General features: G+C 68.1%; 24 protein-coding genes. 15 read left to right on the forward strand and 9 right to left on the reverse strand.

All coding sequences use genetic code 11. The features are described from left to right. The first annotated feature begins 24 nt into the window (after window positions 1-24). Window positions 25-774, forward strand: a complete 750-nt coding sequence (locus tag AC2A1N_RS02615) for a ferredoxin--NADP reductase (protein WP_072168039.1) — start codon at window positions 25-27, stop codon at window positions 772-774. Between the two features lie 113 nt (window positions 775-887). Here AC2A1N_RS02615 and AC2A1N_RS02620 read toward each other — a convergent pair whose 3' ends face one another. The 3 genes from AC2A1N_RS02620 to AC2A1N_RS02630 form a co-directional block, all read right to left on the reverse strand. Next, a complete protein-coding gene (locus AC2A1N_RS02620) occupies window positions 888-2,057 on the reverse strand; it encodes a lytic polysaccharide monooxygenase (RefSeq protein ID WP_061478991.1) in 1,170 nt (389 codons plus the stop codon). 181 nt (window positions 2,058-2,238) lie between these two features. Next, window positions 2,239-3,408 carry a lytic polysaccharide monooxygenase gene (locus AC2A1N_RS02625; protein ID WP_061478992.1) on the reverse strand — a complete coding sequence of 390 codons (1,170 nt, stop codon included), beginning with the start codon at window positions 3,406-3,408 and terminating at the stop codon, window positions 2,239-2,241. Window positions 3,409-3,641: 233 nt separating this feature from the next. Beyond that, on the reverse strand, window positions 3,642-4,127 hold the full coding sequence (locus tag AC2A1N_RS02630) for a DUF1203 domain-containing protein (RefSeq protein WP_061478993.1): 486 nt from the start codon (window positions 4,125-4,127) through the stop codon (window positions 3,642-3,644). Window positions 4,128-4,423: 296 nt separating this feature from the next. Between AC2A1N_RS02630 and AC2A1N_RS02635 the strand changes: the two genes are divergently transcribed. From AC2A1N_RS02635 to AC2A1N_RS02645, 3 genes are read left to right on the forward strand one after another with little or no spacing between them, the layout of a single operon-like run. Next, complete coding sequence (locus tag AC2A1N_RS02635) at window positions 4,424-5,950, forward strand: alpha/beta hydrolase (protein WP_061478994.1); 1,527 nt, start codon at window positions 4,424-4,426, stop codon at window positions 5,948-5,950. Beyond that, complete coding sequence (locus tag AC2A1N_RS02640) at window positions 5,947-6,693, forward strand: ABC transporter ATP-binding protein (RefSeq protein WP_134968857.1); 747 nt, start codon at window positions 5,947-5,949, stop codon at window positions 6,691-6,693. Before AC2A1N_RS02635 ends, AC2A1N_RS02640 begins: the two co-directional genes overlap by 4 nt. Continuing rightward, window positions 6,690-7,874, forward strand: a complete 1,185-nt coding sequence (locus tag AC2A1N_RS02645; RefSeq protein WP_053496786.1) for an ABC transporter permease — start codon at window positions 6,690-6,692, stop codon at window positions 7,872-7,874. Before AC2A1N_RS02640 ends, AC2A1N_RS02645 begins: the two co-directional genes overlap by 4 nt. 72 nt (window positions 7,875-7,946) lie before the next feature. Here AC2A1N_RS02645 and AC2A1N_RS02650 read toward each other — a convergent pair whose 3' ends face one another. Then, window positions 7,947-8,372 (reverse strand): DUF7832 domain-containing protein, encoded by a 426-nt coding sequence (locus AC2A1N_RS02650; protein ID WP_061478996.1) that lies wholly within the window; start codon window positions 8,370-8,372, stop codon window positions 7,947-7,949. Window positions 8,373-8,439: 67 nt separating this feature from the next. Beyond that, a complete protein-coding gene (locus tag AC2A1N_RS02655) occupies window positions 8,440-9,225 on the reverse strand; it encodes an AraC family transcriptional regulator (RefSeq protein WP_061478997.1) in 786 nt (261 codons plus the stop codon). Window positions 9,226-9,303: 78 nt separating this feature from the next. Here AC2A1N_RS02655 and AC2A1N_RS02660 point away from each other — a divergent pair, with 78 nt between their 5' ends. After that, window positions 9,304-9,558, forward strand: a complete 255-nt coding sequence (locus tag AC2A1N_RS02660) for a hypothetical protein (protein ID WP_061478998.1) — start codon at window positions 9,304-9,306, stop codon at window positions 9,556-9,558. Window positions 9,559-9,640: 82 nt separating this feature from the next. Here AC2A1N_RS02660 and AC2A1N_RS02665 read toward each other — a convergent pair whose 3' ends face one another. Beyond that, window positions 9,641-10,654, reverse strand: a complete 1,014-nt coding sequence (locus AC2A1N_RS02665; protein WP_061478999.1) for an energy transducer TonB — start codon at window positions 10,652-10,654, stop codon at window positions 9,641-9,643. 200 nt (window positions 10,655-10,854) lie between these two features. Then, complete coding sequence (locus AC2A1N_RS02670) at window positions 10,855-11,475, reverse strand: TIGR00645 family protein (protein ID WP_049414405.1); 621 nt, start codon at window positions 11,473-11,475, stop codon at window positions 10,855-10,857. Window positions 11,476-11,587: 112 nt separating this feature from the next. Here AC2A1N_RS02670 and AC2A1N_RS02675 point away from each other — a divergent pair, with 112 nt between their 5' ends. From AC2A1N_RS02675 to AC2A1N_RS02690, 4 genes are all read left to right on the forward strand, one after another. Continuing rightward, window positions 11,588-12,277 (forward strand): glutathione binding-like protein, encoded by a 690-nt coding sequence (locus AC2A1N_RS02675; protein WP_061479000.1) that lies wholly within the window; start codon window positions 11,588-11,590, stop codon window positions 12,275-12,277. Window positions 12,278-12,437: 160 nt separating this feature from the next. Further along, a complete protein-coding gene (locus tag AC2A1N_RS02680) occupies window positions 12,438-14,663 on the forward strand; it encodes a S9 family peptidase (RefSeq protein ID WP_484371423.1) in 2,226 nt (741 codons plus the stop codon). Window positions 14,664-14,688: 25 nt separating this feature from the next. Continuing rightward, window positions 14,689-15,204, forward strand: coding sequence for a cytochrome c oxidase assembly factor Coa1 family protein (locus AC2A1N_RS02685; protein WP_049414402.1), 516 nt, complete (start codon window positions 14,689-14,691; stop codon window positions 15,202-15,204). 67 nt (window positions 15,205-15,271) lie between these two features. Continuing rightward, complete coding sequence (locus AC2A1N_RS02690) at window positions 15,272-17,074, forward strand: DUF885 domain-containing protein (protein WP_180869408.1); 1,803 nt, start codon at window positions 15,272-15,274, stop codon at window positions 17,072-17,074. 84 nt (window positions 17,075-17,158) lie between these two features. On the opposite strand, the gene AC2A1N_RS02695 is transcribed toward AC2A1N_RS02690, so the two are convergent. Beyond that, window positions 17,159-17,617 (reverse strand): hypothetical protein, encoded by a 459-nt coding sequence (locus AC2A1N_RS02695; protein WP_005420187.1) that lies wholly within the window; start codon window positions 17,615-17,617, stop codon window positions 17,159-17,161. 187 nt (window positions 17,618-17,804) lie between these two features. Between AC2A1N_RS02695 and AC2A1N_RS02700 the strand changes: the two genes are divergently transcribed. The 4 genes from AC2A1N_RS02700 (at window position 17,805) to AC2A1N_RS02715 (ending at window position 20,405) form a co-directional block, all read left to right on the forward strand. Beyond that, window positions 17,805-18,053 (forward strand): hypothetical protein, encoded by a 249-nt coding sequence (locus tag AC2A1N_RS02700; protein ID WP_005420185.1) that lies wholly within the window; start codon window positions 17,805-17,807, stop codon window positions 18,051-18,053. A gap of 123 nt (window positions 18,054-18,176) precedes the next feature. Beyond that, window positions 18,177-19,094: a bestrophin family protein gene (locus AC2A1N_RS02705; protein WP_061479004.1), complete on the forward strand. Its 918-nt coding sequence runs from the start codon at window positions 18,177-18,179 to the stop codon at window positions 19,092-19,094. A gap of 19 nt (window positions 19,095-19,113) precedes the next feature. Next, entirely contained in the window at window positions 19,114-20,103 is a 990-nt protein-coding gene (gene hemB, locus AC2A1N_RS02710; protein ID WP_006400669.1) for a porphobilinogen synthase, read from the forward strand. A 32-nt stretch (window positions 20,104-20,135) separates the two neighbouring features. After that, entirely contained in the window at window positions 20,136-20,405 is a 270-nt protein-coding gene (locus tag AC2A1N_RS02715) for a hypothetical protein (RefSeq protein ID WP_061479005.1), read from the forward strand. Window positions 20,406-20,487: 82 nt separating this feature from the next. On the opposite strand, the gene AC2A1N_RS02720 is transcribed toward AC2A1N_RS02715, so the two are convergent. Next, complete coding sequence (locus tag AC2A1N_RS02720; RefSeq protein WP_484371427.1) at window positions 20,488-21,351, reverse strand: TolB family protein; 864 nt, start codon at window positions 21,349-21,351, stop codon at window positions 20,488-20,490. Window positions 21,352-21,399: 48 nt separating this feature from the next. Between AC2A1N_RS02720 and aroE the strand changes: the two genes are divergently transcribed. Together aroE and AC2A1N_RS02730 are read left to right on the forward strand one after the other, a co-directional pair. Beyond that, a complete protein-coding gene (aroE, locus tag AC2A1N_RS02725; RefSeq protein WP_049414396.1) occupies window positions 21,400-22,245 on the forward strand; it encodes a shikimate dehydrogenase in 846 nt (281 codons plus the stop codon). 3 nt (window positions 22,246-22,248) lie between these two features. Then, complete coding sequence (locus AC2A1N_RS02730) at window positions 22,249-22,602, forward strand: hypothetical protein (RefSeq protein WP_061479007.1); 354 nt, start codon at window positions 22,249-22,251, stop codon at window positions 22,600-22,602. The last annotated feature ends 42 nt before the right edge of the window (window positions 22,603-22,644 follow it).

A 22,644-nucleotide genomic window follows, 5' to 3' on the forward strand; every position in this document is an offset into this window, starting at 1 on the left:
GGCTACACACTGTCCCGAAAAGTCGTGCCTGTTCAATTCCCCCTCAAGCTGGTCGGCTGCCGCATGCTGGCCCCGACCGTCGGCCATTACCAGTTCGTGCGTGACGATGGGCAGCCGCTGGATTTCCAGCCCGGCCAGTTCATCCAGGTCCATTTCAGCTACGCCGACGGCACCGAAACCAAGCGCAGCTACTCGCTGGCGACCATCCACGACCATGCGCTGGGCCCGGGCGAGGCGGTGGACATCGCGGTCAGTTTCGTGCCCGGTGGCGCCGCCACGGCCCTGTTCGAGGCACTGGAGCAGGGCAGCCAGATCAGTGCGTCCGGCCCCTATGGCCGGTTCTGCCTGAATCCCGGTGACCACAACGCCCGTTACCTGCTGATCGCCACCGGTACCGGCGTTACCCCGTACCGCTCGATGCTGCCGCTGCTGGAGAAGGCCATGGCCGAACGCGGCGTGCAGATCGTGCTGCTGCAGGGCGCGCGCAGCCCGGGCGAGCTGCTGTACAGCGAAGATTTCTACAGCTTCGCCGAAAAACACGCGAACTTCCGCTATGTTCCGTGCCTGTCGCGTGAACTCCCGGCTGATCCGCACCCGGACGTACAGCACGGCTACGTGCAGCAGGCGCTGGCCGGCTTCACGCCGGACCCGGCCACCGACATCGCCTACCTGTGCGGCAACCCGGACATGGTCGATGCCTGCGCCGAGCTGCTGAAGGCCGCCGGCCTGGGCAACCCGCAGATCCGCCGCGAGAAGTACGTCAGCAGCAAGTAAGTCAGGGTAGTGCCGGCCGCTGGCCGGCAGCCCCACGAACCCTGGTAGTGCCGGCCGCTGGCCGGCAACTCCAAGAACCGGAGGCGGTGCCACACCGCCGCCGGTCGCCTGCCTCAGTACGCGACCCAGGCATCGCGCCAGGCGAAACCGGTGCCCGGGCGATAGGCATCGGCGTTGATGTTGCACCACGCGCCTTCCGGGAACGGGCGGCAGGCATACAGCTTGCCGTCGGTGCCCTTGACCACGGTTTCGCCCGGCGTGTAGCTGCCGATACCGGCCGGATACACGAAGTCGTAGTCGTCACCCGGCGGCGGATCGACCGGATCGACCGGGCCCGGCAGGCGGGTATCGATCTGGAACAGGTTGCCCGGCTTCAGGTAGACGCGGTTCTCGGTGGCCGAGGCGACCGGCGTGATCACGCCGTTCCTCATTACGCCCACACGCGCCTGCTGTGCACTGGCGTTGACCTTGCGGGCCAGCGCCAGCGGCCACTGGTTCGCAGCGGTCTGGCCTGCGGCCAGGGTGATCTCCGGACGCTCCAGATCATTGCCCTGGGCGTTGAACACGCGCAGCGTCAGGGTGGTGCCTTCTTCCAATGCACCGCGGGCGGTGACCGGGCCGGCGTCCTGCCACTGCGGCGGCGGTTCAACGCCACCACCGCCTTCGAAGCGCACATCCGCGCAGGTATAGAACGCTTCACCGGAATCCGAGCGCTGCCAGGTGTTGTAGATGATGTGCTGGCCGCTGCGCTTGGGCAGCGGGCAATCCAGCTTGTAGACGTCGCCGGAGACCGGCACGTTGCCCAGCGTGCAGAATTCCTGCAGGTCGGCCCAGCGCAGCGGGCTGCCCGGCTGCCAGCCGTCGCGGGTGACGTAGAACTTCCACTCGCGGGTAGCATGCGGGGCCGGTGCCTTGAACTCGAAGGTGTAGCGCCCGCGCGAATCGGCGCGGATCGGCGAGGTCGGCCAGTCACTGCGGTTCAGATCCAGGCCGCGGTACTTGCTGTTGCCGCCGCTGCACAACTCGCCATCGGGCACGACGGCCTGGTGGTTGCCATTGGCCTCGGCCTGGTTGATCCCGGCCCAGTCATAGAACGGTTGCGCACCACCGATGGCCTTGGCGGCAGCGCAGGCGGGGTTGGTCGGATTTTCGGGATTGCCCTGGTAACAGGCATAGACACGGCTGGCGGGTTTGGACAGGGTGCCGTGGGCGAACGCGCTGCCAGAGGTGGCAATGCCTGCGATCACAGACAGCGCGAAGACAGTCCGGTGTGACAGATGCATGGAGATCTCCTGTGGGTGGTGAAACCCCGCGAAGTCTCGGCATCCCGCCCGCCCGCATCCATCGGATTACGTTGAAAAAAGCATCGCGTGGTTGCATATGGGAACGGCTTCACACTCACGCGCTGTCGCGTCTCACGCTATGCAGGGAACGGCGCTCTGCCACCGTTCCCTGTACCCGGTCTCAGTATGCAATCCAAGCATCGCGCCATGCACTGCCCACACCGGGGCGATATGCCTCGGCATTGACGTTGCACCACGCACCTTCCGGGAACGGGCGGCAGGCGTACAGCTTGCCGTCGGCACCCTTCACCACGGTCTGGCCGGGGATGTAGCTGCCGATGCCCGCAGGGTACACGTGGTCGAAATCACTGCCCGGTGACGGCGTGCCCGCGTCCGGCACCTGGGTGTCGAGCTGGAAGCGGTTGCCGTCCTTCAGGTACACCCGGTTGTCGGTGGCCGAGGCGGCCGGCGTGATCACGCCGTTGCTGAGCACGCCCACGCGTGCGTGCTGCGCACTGGCGTTGACCTTGCGTGCCAGCACCAGCGGCCACTGTGCGGCGGCAGTCTGGCCGCTGGTCAGCGTGGCTTCCACGCGTTCGACATCATTGCCGTTGGCATTGAACACGCGCAGCGCCAACGTGGTGCCGACCGGCAGCTCGCCGCGCGCGGTGACCGGGCCGGCATCCTGCCACTGCGTTGCCGGTGCCGTTCCGCCGCCGCCCTGGAAGCGCACATCCATGCAGGTATAGAACGCCTCGGTCGAATCCGAGCGCTGCCAGGTGTTGTAGATCACATGCTGGCCGGTGCGCTGCGGCAACGTGCATTGCAGCTTGTAGGTGCCATCGGCCGACAGCGGTGTATTGCCCAGCGTGCAGAACTCCTGCAGGTCGGCCCAGCGCAGCGGGCTGCCCGGCTGCCAGCCTTCGCGGGTGACGAAGAAGCGCCAGTCACGGGTGGCGTGCGGTGCGGTCGCCTTGAACACGAAGGTGAACCTGCCATTGGCATCGGGCTGGATCGGCGTGGTCTGCCAGTCACTGCGGTTCACGTCCAGGCCGCGGAAGGTCGGGTTGTTGCCGCTGCACAGCTTGCCGTCGGGTACCACGGCCTGGTGGTTGCCATTGGCATTGGCCTGGTTGATGCCGTTCCAGTCGTAGAACGCCTGCGAACCGCCGATGGCCTTGGCGGCGGCACAGGCCGGGTTGGTCGGGTTCTCGGGGTTGCCTTGGAAACAGGCGTAGACGCGGCTGACAGGCGTGGTCATGGTGCCGTGGGCGAACGCGTTGCCGGCCAGGCACAGGCCCGCAGCCACGAACGAGGTGGCCAGCAACAGTGGTGTGGATCGGAATGACATGGCGCATCCTTGTGGTCGTCGAAAGGGAACGGTGACCGCAGGCGCTGCGCTGCGCGGCGGACTTCCGGCGGCACCACGGCGAGTATCGAGTCGCGATGCAGGCGACGGAACCATCGAAGTGCCGATCCGTGACTGCGCATGTGAAGCCCTTCCCGCAGGCTTCACGCAGGGCTGAACAGATGCGCTGTATGTCACGTGATCGGCGTGGCATCGATCACGTCATGGAGATCACGCTACGCGGTCCCGGTACCCACCCGATCTGCCTGGCACGAGAAACAGCCATGCGCCGCGTTGTGCAGCTGGACGAACGCCACCGACGGGTCGGCAAACAGTGCATCCAGATGGTCGGCCACCTCGGTGCCCGCACAGACCTGGGCACCGCACATCAGCGCGGCGTGGTCATAGGCACGCATCGAAATCATCCGGCGCTGCACATACGGGGGCACCTCGCCCGGCGTCAGGACGCAACGGGTCACGCCGCGCTGCACGAAGATCGGGCCGGCGGCGCGGTACGGCGAATGCAGCGGCAGGTGGACGTGGGACAGCAGGAGCAGCTCGCTGCCAGGCGCGGGATCGCTCAGGCTGATCCGGCAGGGATGTCCGCCGTTGGCGCCGGCCCAGCGACGCTGGATGCCGAGCGCGGCGAGCGCGCTGTCGCTCATCTCGAACAGGTGCAGGAAGGGGCGATGGTCGATGCCACCGAGGTACCACGTGTGCATGGGCGTCTCCTGGGTCTGCGGCGGATTCTGCGCGTGCGCCGGCGGCCGTGCCCGCCGTTTTCAGACCCCGCATCGCCGTCGGGCCGGGGCACTGGCCCATGGGGCGCTGCGGTCCGCCGCCGATGCCGCCCTGTGCCGGCCGAGGCCGAGGGGCGGGACTGCCTGGTCTGCGCGCCGTTGGCGGCGGATTCGTCATTGCCCATCGCCGTCGGCGCGCTGCCCGTGTAAGTTGGGTCACATCTTCCGCGGCAGCCCGTCGTGGTCGACAGGAACGTCCTCCAGGGGAAACGAGCACGATGCAAAGACACCACCTCGCGCTGGCCGGGATGCTGGCCAGCCTGATGCTTGCCGGGTGCAGCCAGCCGCCGCCGGCCGACGCCGGAAGCGCCAGCGATGCACCCAGCCGCCGCTTCGGCACGATCGACTTCCAGCCCTGCACGCTGTCTACCGAAGGCGCCAGCGCCAACGTGGAGGCGCAGTGCGCCACCCTGCAGGTGCCGGAGGACCGGGCCCAGCCCGGCGGTCGCCGGATCGGCCTGCGTATCGCCTGGCTGGAATCGGGCAGCAGCGGCGCCAGCCAGCCGGACCCGGTGTTCTTCCTGGCCGGCGGCCCCGGCCAGGCGGCCAGCGAGGTGGCGGTCATCGTCGACACTGCACTGCGCCAGGTGCGCAAACAGCGCGACGTGTTCCTGATCGACCAGCGCGGCACCGGCGGCTCCAACCCGCTCAGCTGCCTGGGCGCGGACGGCAAGCCGCTGCAGGTGGAAGAGGATGCCGCGCCTTCCGAGGCAGCGTTGCGCGACTACGCCCAGCGCTGTGCCGCATCGCTGCAGGGGCGTGCCGATGCGCGCTTCTACACCACCACCGAGGCGATCGCCGATCTGGATGCGGTGCGTGCGGCGCTCGGTGTGGACCAGCTCAACCTGGTTGGCGGCTCCTACGGTACCCGCGTGGCCCAGCGCTATGCCGGGGCCTACCCGCAGCACACCCGCAGCATCGTCATCGATGGCGTGGTACCGAACGAGCTGGTGATCGGTGGCGACTTCGCAACCACCTTCGAGGATGCGATCGCCCTGCAGTCGGCGCAGTGCCGCAAGGATGCCGCGTGCAGCAAGCGTTTCCCGACCGATACCCGCGCGCAGCTGCGCAGCGTGGTCGACACCCTGCGCCGTGCACCGGTCTCGGTCGAGTATCGCGACCCGGGTACCAACGCACCCCGGCAGGATGTCCTGACGCCGGACAGCGTGGTCGGCCTTGCCTTCGCCTTCTCCTACGTGCCGCAGTATTCCTCGCTGCTGCCACTGGTGCTGGATGAAGCCGCACAGGGGCGCTATGCCCCGTTGGCATCGCTGGCGCGCGGCGCGAACCGCAGCATGGATTTCCAGATCAACCGCGGCATGCAATGGTCGGTGATCTGCAGCGAGGATGCACCGCGCTACCACGCGCCGGCCGAAGATCCCGAACGCCTGTTCGGCAACGAGGTCGCCAGCGCGTTCTTCGCGGCCTGCCCGGTGTGGCCGCACCGTCCGGCGCCGGCAACCGATGCCGTGCCGCTGCGCAGCGACGTGCCGGCACTGCTGCTGTCCGGTGAGCTGGACCCGGTGACGCCGCCGCGCTACGCCGCACAGGTGCTCAAGGGCCTGCCCAACGGCCGTGCGCTGGTCGCCCGTGGCCAGGGCCACGGCACGTTGACCGCCGGCTGCATGCCGCGGCTGCTCGGACAGTTCATCGACAAGACCGATGCCAAGGCGCTGGATGCCGGCTGCCTGGACACGCTGAGCTACGTGCCGGCGTTCACCTCGTTCAACGGATGGGAACCATGATCGTCGCCGACAACCTGCACAAGGCCTTCGATACCCGCACGGGCCGCATCCAGGCGGTCGCCAACGTCGGCTTCCGCGCCGGGGATGGGCAGATCACCGGCCTGCTCGGCCCCAATGGTGCCGGCAAGACCACCACCATGCGCATGCTGTACACACTGATGACGCCCGACCAGGGCAGCATCACTGTCGATGGCATCGATGCCGCCCTCAATCCGGTGGAGGTGCGCCGCCACCTCGGCGTGCTGCCCGATGCGCGTGGCGTCTACAAGCGCCTGACCGCGCGCGAGAACATCGCCTACTTCGGCGAACTGCATGGCCTGTCTGCCGAGCGCATCCGCGAACGCATCGAGGTGCTGTCGCACGCGCTGGACATGGGTGACATCCTCGACCGGCAGACCGATGGCTTCTCGCAGGGCCAGCGCACCAAGACCGCGATTGCCCGCGCGCTGGTGCACGACCCCCGCAACGTCATCCTCGATGAACCGACCAATGGCCTGGACGTGATGACCACGCGCGCGCTGCGCCGCTTCCTGCTGGGCCTGCGCGATGAGGGGCGCTGCGTGATCCTGTCCAGCCACATCATGCAGGAGGTGGGGGCGTTGTGTGACCACATCGTGATCATCGCCAAGGGCACGGTGATGGCTGCCGGCAGCGCCGACGAGCTGCGTGCGCAGGCCGGCGAAGCCAACCTGGAAGATGCGTTCGTGAAACTGATCGGCAGCGAAGAGGGCCTGCACGCATGAGCATGATGTCGACCCTGATGACGGTGATGCGCAAGGAACTGCGCGACCTGTCGCGTGACCGCCGCACGCTGCTGCTGACCCTGCTGTTCGGGCCGCTGTTGTACCCGGTGCTGCTGCTGGGCATGGGCAAGCTGGCCGAGAGCCGGGTGCGCACCCAGATCGAAGAGCCGTTGCAGATCCCGACCATCGGCGCCGAGAACGCGCCGAACCTGGTGCGCTTCCTCGCCGCACAGGGCCTCAATGCCGCACCGGCACCGAAGGACCTGGCCGAGGCCATCCGCACCCAGGACATCGATGTGGCGCTGCGCATCAGCGATGATTTCGGCAAGGACTGGGCCGAGGGCAAGCCGGCGCTGGTGGAGGTGATCAAGGACAGCACGCGTCGCGCGGCCGAAGTACCCAGTGCACGCCTGGAGGCGGCGCTGGCCACTTACAACGGCCAGGTCGGTGCCTTGCGCCTGATGGCACGCGGCATCGACGCGCAAGTGGCACGCCCGCTGGACGTGGCGCGCCAGGACCTGGCCAGTGCCGAGGCCAAGCGCGGCATGATCCTGTCGATGCTGCTGCCGGTATTGCTGACGCTGACCTCGTTCATCGGTGGCGCCTACCTGGTGATGGACGCCACCGCCGGCGAGCGCGAGCGGCAGTCGCTGGAGCCACTGCTGGCCACGCCGGGTTCGCGCAGCGCGATCGTCAGCGGCAAGATCGCCGCCGCCTGCGTAGTCGGTTTCGTGTCGCTGCTGCTGACCCTGGTCGCGTTCAAGGTGAGCGCGCAGATCGCGCCCGGCAACATCGGCCGCCAGTTCAACATGAACGTCGGCTCGATGCTGCAGATGCTGCTGGTGATGTTGCCGATGCTGCTGATCGGCACCTCGCTGCTGACCTTCCTGTCGGCCGCGGCCAAGAGCATGAAGGAAGCGCAGAGCCACATGACCTGGCTGATGCTGCTGCCGATGCTGCCCGGCTACGCACTGGTGGCCTATCCGCTGAAGAGCGAGCTGTGGCAGTACGCCGTGCCGTTCCTGTCGCAGAACCAGATGCTGCTGAAAGTGATCCGCCACGAGATCATCACCCCGGCGGTCTGGGCGATCTACCTCGGCGCCAGCCTCGGCCTGGCCGCCGTGCTGTGGTTCGCGGCGGTGCGCCGCTATCACAACGAACGCCTGGCCATCTCTGGCTGACTGCAACCGGTAGCGCCAGGCCATGCCTGGCGGATGGGGAACGAGGCCCGGTCATTCCGGGCCTCGTTGTTCTCAGGTTCGCGTCGCCTGCCAAGCGGCGAAGCGCTGGGCGATCACCGGTGCCAGTCGGTCAAAGTTTTCCCAGGTATCGGCGACGTGGTACAGCGAAGGAAGATCGTCTGCCAGCAATTCGATGTAGTCATCGGGATACAGGCAGTCATCCGCTTGGTAGTACTCCAGCGTGAATGCGTTCGCCTCATCGTTGATCATTTCGTCAAGGAACTTGCCATCACACACCAGCAGGAACTGACCGGGTGTCATAGCACGCCGGGTCAAGGATTCCAGCTCCTCCTGCATGTCGTCGGCCAGTTCTTCGCCTGCCATACCCCGCAGTAGGAGCCATGCCACGTACATGCCGATATGCGTTGCACCGGCCTCGGGCGGAAGCTCGGCAGGAAAATCACCGTCGGAATGCCAGCTGGCGTCGTCGTACTTCATCTGTTCCCCTCCCGAAATCAGCAAGCAGCTTAGGTCGCAAGAAAGGATAGAGGGAGTGCTGGATACGTCAGCCCACCCTGTACCGCGCAGGCGTCACCCCCATCTCGCGCTTGAACACGGTGATGAACGCGCTCGGGGTGTCGTAGCCCATCGACAGCGCAACGCTGATCACCGGCTCGCCGGCCAGCAGGCGTGGCAGCGACAGCAGCACGCGCAGGCGCTGCCGCCAATGGCCCAGGGTCATGCCTGTTTCGGCCTGCCACCGGCGGGCGAGGCTGCGGCCGGACAGTCCGGTGGCGGCTGCCCACGCTTCGACGCTGCGCAGGTCGTCCGGCGACCGTGCCAGCGCCGCCGCGATCCGCCGCAACCGTCGATCCTGCGGTTGTGGCAAGGCAAGCGGCAAAGGCGTGCTGGCGGCGATCTCATCGGTGATCACGCCGGCCAGGCGTGCCTGCGCGGCGTCCAGCGCCTGATGTGGCCAACTCAGTGCGCGCATCATCGCCGCCTGCAACAGCACGTTCGGCTGGAAGATGCGCGGAACGGCGGGCAGCTCCAGACAGGCTTCGGCGTTGAAGTACAGGCTCCAGCCATCGAATGCCTCTGCCCCTACCAGGGCGTGAGGCAGCAAGGGCGGTATCCAGGCAACGTGCCCCGCCGGCAGCAACCAGTGCAGATCGCCGGCCTCGATCCGCAGCAGGCCGTGGTGGGCACCCAGCACTTGGCCGCGCACGTGCTGGTGGCGTGCGGTGCGGCGCCGTCCCGGCACCCGCAGCTGTGAGGCCAGGACGAGGGGACCGCCTTCGGCGTTCGCCAAAGCGGGGTCAATCAACGCGGGTGATGTCTGATCTGCCATATCCAATGGCAGTTATACGGCAGAAGTGCCGCTGGCTGGGCGGCACACTGGGCTCCCGATCCCACCGGAGCATCACCCATGCAGCCACACGACATCCTTCCCGACCATCAGAACGAGGTGCAGGTGAACGGCCTCACCGTGCGCAAGGGCAGCGTCGGCGCCTTCCTCGCCAGCGTCCGTGACTGGCAGGACCCCGCCAGCGATGACGCCACCCGCGCCACCGCCGAAGCCGACCTGCGTGCGCTACTGCCGGGCCTGCATGCGCTGGGCCTGTTCCAGGTGCTGGCCGCGCGTGATCCGGCACTGCAACGCCTGATCGACAGCCTCTCCTGAAACGAACACGGCCCGGACATGCCGGGCCGTGTGGTCATTGCGGGGCGGAAACGACTTAATCCCCTCCGTCCCCTTTTCGTGGTCAGCTGCCGCCCGGGGCGAACACCAGGGTGCGGCGGGTGGTGACCGGTGCGCTGACCGGCTCGAAGCGCCAGCGCTTGACCGCGTTCATGGCCTCGCGATCGAAGACGCGCGACGGCGTTGCGCGCAGCACACGGGCGTTGGTCACCGAACCGTCGGTGCCGACGGTGATCTCCACCAGCACCTCGCCGGAGGTGCCTGCACGCAGCGCCTCGGACGGATAGCGCGGCGCCGGGGTGCTGACCGGGCGCAGGTTCGGCGCCGCAGCGGCCGCCGGTGCTGCGGCCTGGCGTGCGGCGCTGGCCTGCTGGGCGGCAGCCTGCTGCTGCTTCTGCTCGGCTTCGCGGCGGGCCGCAGCCTGGCGCTCGGCTTCCTGGCGCTCATTGTCGCGGCGGGCGGCGTCCTGCTGGGCAGCGATCTGCTTGGCCGCGTCGGCTTCCTTGGCACGCTGCTCGGCCAGGCGCTGCTGTTCGGTCTGCTGCTTGCTGCGGTCCTCGGCGTCCTTCTTCGCCTTCTCGGCTTCGGCCTCGGTGCGCTTGGCCGCGTTCTGCACGCCCTTGGCCAGGCCGTCCTTCAGGCGTGGCAGGGCCGGCGCGGACGCATCTACCTTCTCGATCAGTGCCACCAGGCGCTGCGCTTCGGTGTAGTCCTCGCGGCCCAGGTGCTGCTCGGCGGCGATCAGGGTGTACGGCAGCAGATCGGTCAGTGCGCTCTTCACCGAGGCGTCGTCCGGCGTCTTGTCGCGCAGGGCAAGGTAGTACTCGATGGCGTTGTCGCCGGCCGGCGCGTACATGCGGTTCTCGCGCAGGGCCTGGCTGGCCGACTCACGCAGCTGCTCGGTGCCCATCGACTGCACCTTGGCGGCAACCACCGGTGCGGCCGGTGCAGCGGCGGTGGGTGCGGCGGCCGGGGCCGGTGCGGCGGTTTCCTCCTTGCCCGAGCAGGCAGCCAGTGCCAGTGCCAGGGCAACCGGCAGCCACCGGCGCGCGGCGGTGATCGTTGAGACGTGCGACATCCTGCTCCCCTCTAGAAGACGACGTGACGTAAATCATTGATATGCATGGCCGGGACCTGCGGTCCGGGCGCGGCAGGGTGACGTTTCCCGACGCCACCGCCGGCAACGGCGAGGGTGCAATCTAGCATCCCGGCCGCCGCCGCGTACAAGAGCAGTGGCCGGGATGGGCAACGGCGGTCGTGCCGTTGCCGGCGCCGACCTCAGTGGTCGTGCGCCTTGTCGTGCGACTTGCTGTGGCCGTTGGACATCAGCTTGTCGGTCCAGGCGATGCCGATCGCCGACAGGATGAACACGCAGTGGATGATGGTCTGCCACAGCACGCCGTCCTGGGTCAGCATCGAGCAGCGGGCGACCCCGATGTTGGCCGCGGCCACGCTCATCTGCTCCGGCGTGCACAGCGGAATACCGCCCAGCGCACCGCTGGCGATGAAGGTCTTCAGCAGGTGGATCGAGGAGATGCCGATGATCGCCATCGCCAGCTTCACCTTCAGCACGCTGGCATTGACGTGGCTCAGCCATTCCGGCTGGTCCGGGTGGCCTTCCAGGCGCAGGCGCGAGACGAAGGTCTCGTAGCCGCCGACGATCACCATCACCAGCAGGTTGGAGATCATCACCACGTCGATCAGGCCCAGCACGATCAGCATGATCTGCTGCTCCCCCATCGACACCGAATGCGAGATCAGGTGCCACAGTTCCTTGCCGAACAGGAACACGTAGACGCACTGCGCCACGATCAGGCCCAGGTACAGCGGCAGCTGCAGCCAGCGCGAGGCGAAGATCAGCGTGGACAACGGGGAGAGCGGCGGGCGGTTTGCACTCATGCGGGGGATGCTGCGTTGCGGGGGAGAGGCGAGGTTACCGGCCCGCCATGACGGTGCCAACCCAACTCACGCACTAGACTTCAGGTTCCTTTCCGCACCCCGAGCCGACGCCATGATCGACCTGTATTACTGGCCCACCCCGAACGGCCATAAAGTGACCCTGCTGTTGGAGGAAACCGGCCTGGAGTACCGCATCCACCCGGTCAACATCGGCTCGGGCGACCAGTTCAAGCCGGAATTCCTCGCCATCTCGCCCAACAACAAGATGCCGGCCATCGTCGACCACGCCCCGGCGGACGGCGGCGCCCCGCAGAGCGTGTTCGAGTCCGGTGCGATCCTGCTGTACCTGGCCGAGAAGACCGGCCGCTTCCTGCCCAGCGATCCGCGCGGCCGCGTCACCACCCTGGAATGGCTGTTCTGGCAGATGGCGGGCCTGGGCCCGATGAGCGGCCAGATGGGGCATTTCAATGTGTATGCTCCGGAAAAGATCCCGTATGCGATCGAGCGCTATGACAACGAAGTGCGCCGCCTGCATGGGGTGATGGACAAGCGCCTGGCCCAGCACGCCTTCCTGGCCGGCGACGCGTACACCATCGCCGACATGGCCAGCTACCCGTGGGTCGGCGCCTACGACACGCTGCCGGTGGACTTCGCCGCGTTCCCGAACCTCAAGCGCTGGCACGAGGCCATCGCCGCGCGCCCGGCCACCCAGCGCGCCTATGCGCTGCGCCAGCAGGTGAACCCGAACGCCGGCAAGCCGCTCAGCGACGAAGAACGCAAGCACCTGTTCGGCCAGCGCTGACCCCGGCATCTGAAGGTGGGTGCCGACCGTTGGTCGGCACTCGTCCGCACTGCTTATGGGCAGAAGGTCATGCTGCCTTCCCGCACGGGCTTGGTTAGGATGAGGGACGACCGTCCCGCGCCCCGGGTGGAGGCGGACCTGCCGTTTGCCGGGATCCTCCATGCGCCATCTGTTCGCTTCGCTCGCCCTCATGCTCGCCACCAGTACCGCCGCCCACGCCGAAAAGCTGACCCTGGAAGCCATCACCGGCCCGCTGCCGCTGTCCGGCCCGACCCTGATGAAGCCCAAGGTGGCGCCGGACGGTTCGCAGGTCAGCTTCCTGCGCGGCAAGGACAGCGACCGCAACCAGCTGGACCTGTGGACCTACGACATCGGCAGCGGCCAGACCCGCCTGCTGGTTGATTCCAAGGTGGTGCTGCCCGGCGCCGAGACCCTCAGCGATGAGGAAAAGGCCCGACGCGAGCGCCAGCGCATCGCTGCGATGACCGGCATCGTCGATTACCAGTGGTCGCCGGACGCGCAGCGCCTGCTGTTCCCGTTGGGCGGCGAACTCTACCTGTACGACCTCAAGCAGCAGGGCCAGGCGGCCGTGCGCCAGCTGACTCACGGTGAAGGCTTCGCCACCGACGCCAAGCTGTCGCCCAAGGGCGGTTTCGTCAGCTTCATCCGCGGCCGCAACCTGTGGGTGATCGATCTGGCCAGTGGCAAGCAGCTGCAGCTGACCCGCGACGGCAGCACCACCATCGGCAACGGCGTGGCCGAGTTCGTCGCCGACGAGGAAATGGATCGCCATACCGGTTACTGGTGGGCGCCGGATGACTCGGCCATTGCCTTTGCCCGCATCGACGAGGCGCCGGTGCCGGTGCAGAAGCGCTACGAGGTCTACGCCGACCGCACCGATGTGATCGAACAGCGTTACCCGGCCGCCGGCGACGCCAACGTGCGCGTGCAGCTGGGCGTGATCGCACCGGCCGCCGATGCGCAGCCGCGCTGGATCGACCTGGGCAAGGAACAGGACATCTACCTGGCCCGTGTCGATTGGCGCGATGCGCAGCACCTGAGTTTCCAGCGCCAGTCGCGTGACCAGAAGCAGCTGGACCTGGTCGAAGTGGTGCTCGACTCCAACCGCCAGCGCGTGCTCGCCCACGAGACCAGCCCGACCTGGGTGCCGCTGCACAACAGCCTGCGCTTCCTTGAAGATGGCAGCGTGCTGTGGTCGTCCGAGCGCACCGGCTTCCAGCACCTGTACCGCATCGACAGCAAGGGCAAGGCCACTGCGCTGACCCATGGCAACTGGCCGGTGGACGAACTGCTGGCGGTCGATGAGAAGGCCGGCAAGGCCTACTTCCGTGCTGGCATCGAGACCTCGCGCGAAAGCCAGATCTACGCGGTGTCGCTGCAGGGCGGTGAGCCGCAGCGCCTGTCGAAGGCGCCGGGCATGCACAGCGCCAGCTTCGCCCGCAATGCCAGCGTCTACGTGGACAGCTGGTCCAACAGCACCACGCCGCCGCAGATCGAACTGTTCCGCGCCAACGGCGAGAAGATCGCCACGCTGGTCGAGAACGACCTGGCCGATCCCAGGCACCCGTATGCGCGCTACCGCGATGCGCAGCGCCCGGTCGAGTTCGGCACGTTGATGGCTGCCGACGGCAAGACCCCGTTGAACTACAGCCTGATCAAGCCGGCCGGCTTCGATCCGTCCAAGCGCTACCCGGTGGCGGTGTACGTCTACGGCGGCCCGGCCAGCCAGACCGTCACTGACAGTTGGCCCGGCCGTGGCGACCATCTGTTCAACCAGTACCTGGCCCAGCAGGGCTACGTCGTGTTCTCGCTGGACAACCGCGGCACCCCGCGCCGCGGCCGCGACTTCGGTGGTGCGCTGTACGGGAAGCAGGGCACGGTGGAAGTGACCGACCAGCTGCGCGGCGTGGCCTGGCTGAAGCAGCAGCCGTGGGTGGACCCGGCGCGCATCGGCGTGCAGGGCTGGTCCAACGGCGGTTACATGACCCTGATGCTGCTGGCCAAGGCATCGAACCAGTACGCCTGTGGCGTGGCCGGCGCACCGGTCACCGACTGGGGCCTGTATGACAGCCACTACACCGAACGCTACATGGACCTGCCGGCGCGCAACGAAGCGGGGTACCGCGAAGCGCGCGTGCTGACCCATATCGACGGCCTGCGTTCGCCGTTGCTGCTGATCCACGGCATGGCCGATGACAACGTGCTGTTCACCAACTCGACCAGCCTGATGAGCGCGCTGCAGAAGCGCGGGCAGCCGTTCGAGCTGATGACCTATCCGGGTGCCAAGCATGGCCTGTCCGGCGCCGATGCCCTGCATCGCTACCGTGTGGCCGAAGCCTTCCTGGGACGCTGCCTGAAGCCCTGATGCACAAACGGGAAGGAGCCCGCCGATGACACTGCCGCCGCCGATTCCCACCCATGGCCCGAAGCCTGCCGGCTGGTGGTCCCGTCACTGGCGCTGGGCGATGCCGCTGGCCGTGCTGCTGGTGTTGGCCGGTGCCGGTGGCGTGGTGGCCTGGAGCGTGCTGCGCTGGAGTGAGGCGGCACGCGAGAGCCCGCCGATGCGCGAGGCGATGCGCCGCGCCGGATGCAGCATCGAACTGGTGGAAGCCTTCGGCGAGCCGCTGCGTGCCGAATCGATGCCGCTGGGCAGCATGCAGACCGCGATCAATGGCCAGCGCGACGTCGGCCTGACCGTGGCCCTGGAAGGCCCGCGCGCGCACGGCCGGCTGTTCGTGAAGGGCACCCGCAGCGACGACGTCTGGGACTATCCGGTGATGTATGTGCTGGGCGAGAACAAGCAGACCTTCGACCTGACCGCGCTGGATGATGACGAAGCCGCGCAGGAATGCGAGCTGCAGGCCTGCCGCGAACGCGGCGAATGCCCGCTGGCCGCGGCGTTGTGACCTCCGGCCGATTGTCGCTACCGCGCTGAGCGCGTAGGGTGCGGGCAACCCTGTCCTGGAGTGCACCATGAAGCCGATCGCGTTGGCCGTTGCCCTGGCCCTGACTGCCGCCCCGCTGATGTCCGCACCGCCGGCGCTGGCGGCACCCGCCACCAAGGCCGCTACTCCGGCCAGCCCGGCCTGGGTGGCCCGCAGCAACGCATTGGCGCAGATCCTGCTCGATGCGCAGGGCCCGTTCCAGCCGGAAGAAACCGGCTTCTTCGGCGTGCCCGGCTATGACGACAAGGTGGCCGACCTCGGTGCGGACAACGGCAAGCGCTACCGCGCGGCGATGGCCAAGGCGCGCGACGAACTGAAGGCGAAGCTGGCCACCGAGCAGGATCCCAACGTCCGCCAGGACCTGGAGATCATGATCCACGCCGCCAACCAGAACATCGAGGGCAGCGAGCTCAACGAGAAGTACCTGCTGCCGTGGACCGATGCACCGCAGACCGTGTTCAGCGGCCTCAACCTGCTGCTGTCCGACCAGGTGCCGGCCGAGCGCCGGGCCAAGGCGATCGACCGCCTCAAGGCCTACGCCGGGCTGCAGCCGGGTGGCACCGCGTTCACCACGCTGGCCCGCCAGCGTTACGAAGAGCGCTTGAAGGACGGCAGCCTGCTGCAGCCGACGAAGATCGAAGTGCAGCAATCGCTGGACAACGTCGAGACGTACATCACCGGCATCGAGTCGCTGCTGAAGAAGTACCAGATCGCCGGCGCCGATGAGGCAATGAAGGCCCTGGCCGGTCAGATGAAGGACTACGCCGCCTGGACCCGCAAGGACGTGCTGCCGAAGGCACGCACCGATGCGCGCCTGCCGGCGCCGCTGTACGCCTACCAGCTCAAGCAGGTCGGCATCGATATCGACCCGAAGCTGCTGATGCAGCGCGCGCAGCTGGAGTTCATGGAAACCCGCTCGGCGATGCAGCAGCTGGCGCCGCTGGTGGTGAAGGACAAGGGCCTGAAGGTGGCCGATCCGAGCGACCCGGTGGCGGTGATCCGCGCGCTGAAGGCCGACAAGATCGCCGACGACCAGCTGGAAGGCCACTACCGCAAGGTGATCGATGCGATCGATCCGCTGATCCGCGAGCATGCCATCGTCGATGTACCCAAGCGCGCCATGCAGATGCGCCTGGGTTCGGCCGCCGAGAGCGCGGCCAGCCCGGCCCCGCATTTCCTGCCGGCGCCGCTGGTCAACAACACCGGGCAGCAGGGCACCTTCGTGCTGCCGCTGGGCAACCCGGCGGCGGGCCCGGGCGCACAATACGACGATTTCAACTTCGGTGCGGCGGCATGGACGCTGAGCGCGCATGAAGGCCGCCCCGGCCACGAGCTGCAGTTCACCGCCATGGTCGAGCGTGGTGTCTCGCTGGCACGCACCATGTTCGCGTTCAATTCGGTGAACGTTGAAGGCTGGGCGCTGTATGCCGAGGCCGAGATGGTGCCGTACGAGCCGCTGGACGGGCAGATGATCGCCCTGCAGTTCCGCCTGCTGCGGGCCGCACGCGCAATGCTTGACCCGATGCTCAACCTCGGCCTGACCGACCGCGCCAACGGCGAACGCGTGCTGATGGAGCAGGTCGGCCTGTCCAAGGCGATGGCCACCCAGGAACTGGACCGCTACATGGTGCGCATGCCGGGCCAGGCGGGCAGCTACTTCTACGGTTACACCCGCATCCTGGAACTGCGCATGCAGACCGAGCTGGCACTGGGTGCGAAGTTCGACCGCCTGGCGTTCAACAACTTCCTGCTCGACCAGGGCCTGCTGCCGCCGGACCAGCTGGCTGATGCGGTAAACAAGGTGTTCGTGCCGAAGTACCGGCAGAAATAATCGGTAGCGCCGGGCCATGCCCGGCGAGCGCAGCGGGAGAGACGCCGGGCATGGCCCGGCGCTACCCGCGGTGACGCTGCCGCGTCACCGCTGCGGCGTGATCACCTGGGTCGGCAGCCGTGCCGGCGGTTCCGGATTGGGTACCCAGATCGCCACGCCGGCGGCGCGCTTCTGCGTGGTCGGAATACCGATGCCGACGCCACCCCCCACATGCGAGCCAAAGGTGCCGGCACCCACCGACATGCCGACCGGCGAGCCGCTGCTGCCCACGCCCATCAGCACCACGCCATTGGCGCCCAGTGCCGCCGCTTCACGCTTCAGGCGTGCCACCGCGGCATCGGTCTGGCCCTGCGTGCCGAAGCCCACGGCAGATGCCGATTCCAGCTGCGCGATTTCCTGCGAGCCGGCCGGTGGCGTGGAATAGATCTGCACCAGTGCCGGATCGATCGGCGCGCGGGCGCGCCCCAGCATGACCTTGGAGGTGCTGGCACAACCGGCGGCGACCAGCAGGATGGCCGCCAGCGCGGCCCAACGGATGTTCATGGCACGACCCCTGTAGGACTGGTTGCGATCATCGGCGGGCCACTCTGAATCGGCGCCAACACCCGGGCCAGGGCACCCACGGCAGCACGCTAGCACGCGTCGGGTGACAGCCCCGCCAACGGCAGTAGGCGGCGACTGCGGGAACGACTATGGTGGACACAGACAGAACCAACTGCGGGAGAGCGGAATGGGCGTGATCAGTCTGTTGTGGGGCGTACTGGCGCTGTTGTGGATGATCCTGGCGCTGATTCCGCTGCTTGGCTGGGGCAACTGGTTCCTGATCCCGTTCGCCGCCGTCGGCGCGGTGATCGCCGCGCTGGGCATCCTGTTTACCCACCCGACCAAGCGCGGTCGGGCCTGGGCCGGGCTGGTGCTGAACGGCATCGTGGTGGTGGTCGGCATCCTGCGCCTGGGCCTGGGCGGCGGCGTGATCTGAATCCCGGCGCCGGGTGCGACAGGGCGTCGCAGGCGCACGGCCGGTGGCCGGGCAGGGGCGTACAATGAGCGGCTGCGCGAGCCCCCCGCGTGCCTGTGATTCCGCGCCTGGCGCGGCTGCCCGATGATCATCCGACCCCGTCCCCACGGCTGGCAACTGCTGTACATCCTGCGCGGCTCGATCGTCAAAGCGATCGCGCCGAAGGTGCTGGCCATCCTGATCCTGTCCATTGCCGTGGCGGCCGTGGTGGAACTGGCCCCGCCGACCGGCATCGAACGCGTGTCGGTCACGCCGTTCACCCTGCTCGGCCTGGTCCTGTCGATCTTCCTCAGCTTCCGCAACAGCGCCTGCTATGACCGCTGGTGGGAAGGCCGCAAGCTGTGGGGCCAGCTGGTCTACGAATCGCGTTCGCTGGCGCGCCAGGTGCACCTGCTGCTGGCCGATGACGGCGGCCGCCGTCGCCGCATCGCGTACCTCACCACCGCGTTCGCCCATGCGCTGGCCGCGCGCCTGCGTGGGCGCGTCGTGGCCCTGGTCGCCTTGCCATGGCTGGACAAGCCGCAGCGCGAGCAGCTGGGCCAGCGCGAGAACGTGCCGGATGCATTGCTGTCGATGATCGCCGCCGAGCTGGCCCAGGCGCTGCGCGCCGGCGAGCTCGATCCGATCCTCTACGCACAGCTGGAGGAGCGCCTGCACGCGATGTCGTCGATCCAGGCCGGCTGCGAGCGCATCCTCACCACGCCGCTGCCGTTCGCCTACACCCTGCTGCTGCATCGCTGCGCGTGGATGTTCTGCGTGCTGCTGCCGTTCGGCCTGGCCAGTTCGCTGGGCTGGGGCACGCCGGTGCTGTCGGCGGTGCTGGCCTATGCCTTCTTCGGCCTGGACCAGCTGGGCGAAGAAATGGAAGACCCGTTCGGCCTGGAGCCGAACGACCTGCCGCTGGACGCGCTGGTGCGCACGATCGAGATCGACCAGCTCGACGCGCTCGGCGAACGCCCCTTGCCCGAACCCCTGCTGCCGCAGGGTTACCTGTTGCAATAGCCACTCCTCGGAGCCTGCCATGTCCCATCCGCTTTACCGCCCGCGCCGCATGCGCCACGACGAGTTCTCGCGCCGCCTGATGCGCGAGAACACGCTGACCACCGACGACCTGATCTACCCGGTGTTCGTGCACGAACTGGCGGGCCGCACCGCAGTGCCGTCGATGCCGGGCGTGGAGCGGCTGTCGATCGAAGAGCTGCTGAAGGTGGCCGAAGAGGCGCTGGAGCTGGGCATTCCGGTAATCGACCTGTTCCCGGTGATCGACCCGTCGCTGAAGTCGCTGGACGCGTCGGCGGCGTGGGCCGAGGACGGCCTGGCGCAGCGTGCGATCCGCGCATTGAAGTCGCGCTTCCCGGAACTGGGCGTGATGACCGACGTGGCGCTGGACCCGTACACCACCCACGGCCAGGACGGCATCATCGACGACAAGGGCTATGTGCTGAACGACATCACCGTGGAAGCACTGGTCAAGCAGTCGGTGTCGCACGCCGAGGCCGGTGTGGACATCGTCTCGCCGTCGGACATGATGGACGGCCGCATCGGCGCGATCCGCCGTGCGCTGGATGCCGACAACCACATCAACGTGCGCATCATGGCCTACTCGGCCAAGTACGCTTCGGCGTTCTACGGCCCGTTCCGTGATGCGGTGGGCAGCGCGGCCAGCCTCGGCAAGGCCGACAAGAAGACCTACCAGATGGACCCGGCCAACGGCGACGAGGCTCTGCGCGAGATCGCGCTGGACCTGGAAGAGGGCGCCGACATGGTGATGGTCAAGCCGGGCATGCCATACCTGGACCTGGTGCGCCGGGTGAAGGAGACATTCGGCGTGCCGACCTTTGCCTACCAGGTCAGTGGCGAGTACGCGATGATGAAGGCCGCCTTCGCCAACGGCTGGCTGGACGAGCGCGCCTGCGTGCTGGAGTCGCTGCTGGGCTTCAAGCGGGCCGGTGCCGACGGCGTGCTGACCTATTTCGCGCCGCAGGTGGCGCGATGGCTGCGCGAGCGCTGACAATAGCGCCACGATAGACGGAGGACTGCGCGATGGGACCCGAACTGGGATGGATGCAATGGCTGATCTGGGGCATCGGTACGCTGGTGTTCGGCGCCATCATCGTCGCTGTCTTCATCGCCGCATGGCGCGCGGGCAAGCGCCCACCGGAGCAGCTCTCCGCCGCCCGCCACGTGGCCCGTGAGCAGGCCCTGCCGGACAGCGTGCAGGCCGAGCTGGCCGCGTTGAACCAGCGCAAGGACAACGGCCAGCTGAGCGAGATGGAGTACGAGCAGTTGCGCGCCAAGGTGCTGTCGCGCTGACGGGCGATCCCCGGGGTCGGATCCCTTTCCGCAGGAAAGGGCTCTGACCCCTTCGCGGGCGCCATCCACGCATGGCGTGGATCTACCGCACGCACCCGGCCACCGCCGCCACCTTCGGCACCGCCAACCGGTACACGTCCACGCCACCGGCGCGCGGCGCCTTTGCCGCGCTGCTGGCCACCAGCATCTCCGCCGGCTTGGCGTTGTCGATCACCGGCGCGCCGGTCCAGCCGCCGGCCTGGTTGAACGACAGCCCCAGCGGCTGCAGCGCCACACCGCTCCACGCACAGCCGCTGCTCCAGACCTGCGCGGTACTGCCGTGGCTGCGGCTGAACACCACGGCGCCATCCTGGCCCAGCCAGTCGCCGTCGGTCTCGTCGTCGGCGCTGTTCAACGCGCTCAGTGCGGTGGCCGGGCCACGCAGGCCCTGCGCATCCAGCGTCGCTACGAACAGATCCCAGCCGGCGCCATGGCCCTGCTGGCGGGCAAACAACAGCTGCTTGCCATCCGCGCTCAGGGCCGGCCCGCGCTCTTCCTGGCGCCCGCCGTCACCGGCCAGCGGCTGCGCCGGGCCCAGCCGGCCATCGGTGGCCAGCGCAGCGCGGTACAGCGCCAGCGCGCCCTCGCGACCGGCCGCGAACAGCAGCCAGCGGCCGTCACGGCTGAAGTAGGGATCGCGGGCTTCACCGGCCACGCCGACCGGCAGTGCCTGTGCCTGCTGCCAACGACCGCCGACCACGCGTGCCTCCCACAGGCCCCAGCCGGCCTCGCCGCGGCGGGCGAAGACGATGCGCTGGCCATCGGCGCTGATCGTGGCGCGGCCTTCATCGGCGCGGATCGAGACCACGCCCATGCCTTCGATGCCGTACTCGTTCAACGCCATCGCCACGGGGGCAGAGAGTAGACTGGCGGCGAGCACCAGCAGGGGCGGGGTGATGCGCATCATCCGGTTCCGTGCACGAAAGAGCATCAGTCTAGCCAGCTTGAGGATTCCATGACCGACCGTTACGCCGTCTTCGGACACCCCGTTGCCCACTCGAAGTCGCCGCAGATCCACGCGACGTTCGGTCGCCAGGAAGGCATCGCCATCGACTATCGCGCGATCGACCTGGCCCCTGAGGCGTTCCTGGCCGGCCTGGAGGCCTTCGCTGCCGAGGGCGGCGTCGGTGCCAACGTCACCCTGCCGCACAAGGAAACCGCGTTCTCGGCATGCACCACGCTGACCGCACGGGCGCGCCGCGCCGGATCGGTCAACACGCTGCTGCGCAAGGGCGACCGCTGGCACGGCGACACCACCGATGGCATCGGCCTGGTGCGCGACCTGACCGACCGCCACGGCCTGGACCTGCGCGGCCGCCGCGTGCTGATGATCGGTGCCGGTGGCTCGGCGCGCAGCGTCGCACCGGCGCTGCTCGATGCCGGCATCACCGAACTGGTCGTGGTCAACCGCACGCCGGAGCGCGCCGACGAACTGATCGATGCCATGGGCGAACCGGGCCGCGCGATCAGCCGCTACTGGGAGGACCTGCGCGAGCTGGGCGACTTCGAACTGATCGTCAACGCCACCTCGGCGGGCCGCGACCGCGACGTCGAGTTCAAGCTGCCGCTGTCGCTGGTCAATTCGATGACCACCGCCGTCGACCTGAACTACGGCGAGGCGGCCATCGCCTTCCTGGCCTGGGCCCGTGCGGCGCAGTGCCGTAACACCGTCGATGGCCTGGGCATGCTGGTCGAGCAGGCTGCCGAGAGCTTCCTGCAGTGGCACGGCGTACGCCCGCAGACCGACGAGGTCTACCAGGCGCTGCGCCAGGGCCCGGCTGTGTTGGCCGGCGAGGACTGATCGATGGACGGCACGACCCTGATGGTGACCGTGCTGAGCATGGTCGGTGTGCGCCTGCCGGTGCTGATCGCGCTGTGCGTCGGCCTGGTCTGGGTGGTCGGTGCGCCGCGCGATGCGACCCGCACCGGTGCGCTGGTCGGCCTGCTGCTGTTGCTGTTGTCCAGCCTGGGCGGCCTGGCCGCGGGTGTCCTGCCGATGTGGCTGGTCAGCAGTGGCAACTTCAGCGCCATCTCGGGCATGAGCGCCATCTTCGGCGTGCTGCACTTCGCGCTGGCGATGGTCGAGGCCATCGGCGTGGTGCTGCTGGTGTGGGCGCTGGTGCGCGTGCTGCGGCTGCGCGGCAACGCGGTGCAGTGACACCCCGGTGACGGCCCAGGGCCGTCGCCAGCAGCGTACGGT

This window comes from Stenotrophomonas maltophilia group sp. SKK55 (assembly GCF_057179845.1).

What these genes read in the sequence shown, in the direction of transcription:
- AC2A1N_RS02620 (WP_061478991.1), bottom strand. Translation starts at nt 2,057, where the DNA reads ATGCATCTGTCACACCGGACTGTCTTCGCGCTGTCTGTGATCGCAGGC.
- AC2A1N_RS02625 (WP_061478992.1), bottom strand. Translation starts at nt 3,408, where the DNA reads ATGTCATTCCGATCCACACCACTGTTGCTGGCCACCTCGTTCGTGGCT.
- AC2A1N_RS02630 (WP_061478993.1), bottom strand. Translation starts at nt 4,127, where the DNA reads ATGCACACGTGGTACCTCGGTGGCATCGACCATCGCCCCTTCCTGCAC.
- AC2A1N_RS02635 (WP_061478994.1), top strand. Translation starts at nt 4,424, where the DNA reads ATGCAAAGACACCACCTCGCGCTGGCCGGGATGCTGGCCAGCCTGATG.
- AC2A1N_RS02640 (WP_134968857.1), top strand. Translation starts at nt 5,947, where the DNA reads ATGATCGTCGCCGACAACCTGCACAAGGCCTTCGATACCCGCACGGGC.
- AC2A1N_RS02645 (WP_053496786.1), top strand. Translation starts at nt 6,690, where the DNA reads ATGAGCATGATGTCGACCCTGATGACGGTGATGCGCAAGGAACTGCGC.
- AC2A1N_RS02650 (WP_061478996.1), bottom strand. Translation starts at nt 8,372, where the DNA reads ATGAAGTACGACGACGCCAGCTGGCATTCCGACGGTGATTTTCCTGCC.
- AC2A1N_RS02655 (WP_061478997.1), bottom strand. Translation starts at nt 9,225, where the DNA reads ATGGCAGATCAGACATCACCCGCGTTGATTGACCCCGCTTTGGCGAAC.
- AC2A1N_RS02660 (WP_061478998.1), top strand. Translation starts at nt 9,304, where the DNA reads ATGCAGCCACACGACATCCTTCCCGACCATCAGAACGAGGTGCAGGTG.
- AC2A1N_RS02665 (WP_061478999.1), bottom strand. Translation starts at nt 10,654, where the DNA reads ATGTCGCACGTCTCAACGATCACCGCCGCGCGCCGGTGGCTGCCGGTT.
- AC2A1N_RS02670 (WP_049414405.1), bottom strand. Translation starts at nt 11,475, where the DNA reads ATGAGTGCAAACCGCCCGCCGCTCTCCCCGTTGTCCACGCTGATCTTC.
- AC2A1N_RS02675 (WP_061479000.1), top strand. Translation starts at nt 11,588, where the DNA reads ATGATCGACCTGTATTACTGGCCCACCCCGAACGGCCATAAAGTGACC.
- AC2A1N_RS02680 (WP_484371423.1), top strand. Translation starts at nt 12,438, where the DNA reads ATGCGCCATCTGTTCGCTTCGCTCGCCCTCATGCTCGCCACCAGTACC.
- AC2A1N_RS02685 (WP_049414402.1), top strand. Translation starts at nt 14,689, where the DNA reads ATGACACTGCCGCCGCCGATTCCCACCCATGGCCCGAAGCCTGCCGGC.
- AC2A1N_RS02690 (WP_180869408.1), top strand. Translation starts at nt 15,272, where the DNA reads ATGAAGCCGATCGCGTTGGCCGTTGCCCTGGCCCTGACTGCCGCCCCG.
- AC2A1N_RS02695 (WP_005420187.1), bottom strand. Translation starts at nt 17,617, where the DNA reads ATGAACATCCGTTGGGCCGCGCTGGCGGCCATCCTGCTGGTCGCCGCC.
- AC2A1N_RS02700 (WP_005420185.1), top strand. Translation starts at nt 17,805, where the DNA reads ATGGGCGTGATCAGTCTGTTGTGGGGCGTACTGGCGCTGTTGTGGATG.
- AC2A1N_RS02705 (WP_061479004.1), top strand. Translation starts at nt 18,177, where the DNA reads ATGATCATCCGACCCCGTCCCCACGGCTGGCAACTGCTGTACATCCTG.
- hemB (WP_006400669.1), top strand. Translation starts at nt 19,114, where the DNA reads ATGTCCCATCCGCTTTACCGCCCGCGCCGCATGCGCCACGACGAGTTC.
- AC2A1N_RS02715 (WP_061479005.1), top strand. Translation starts at nt 20,136, where the DNA reads ATGGGACCCGAACTGGGATGGATGCAATGGCTGATCTGGGGCATCGGT.
- AC2A1N_RS02720 (WP_484371427.1), bottom strand. Translation starts at nt 21,351, where the DNA reads ATGATGCGCATCACCCCGCCCCTGCTGGTGCTCGCCGCCAGTCTACTC.
- aroE (WP_049414396.1), top strand. Translation starts at nt 21,400, where the DNA reads ATGACCGACCGTTACGCCGTCTTCGGACACCCCGTTGCCCACTCGAAG.
- AC2A1N_RS02730 (WP_061479007.1), top strand. Translation starts at nt 22,249, where the DNA reads ATGGACGGCACGACCCTGATGGTGACCGTGCTGAGCATGGTCGGTGTG.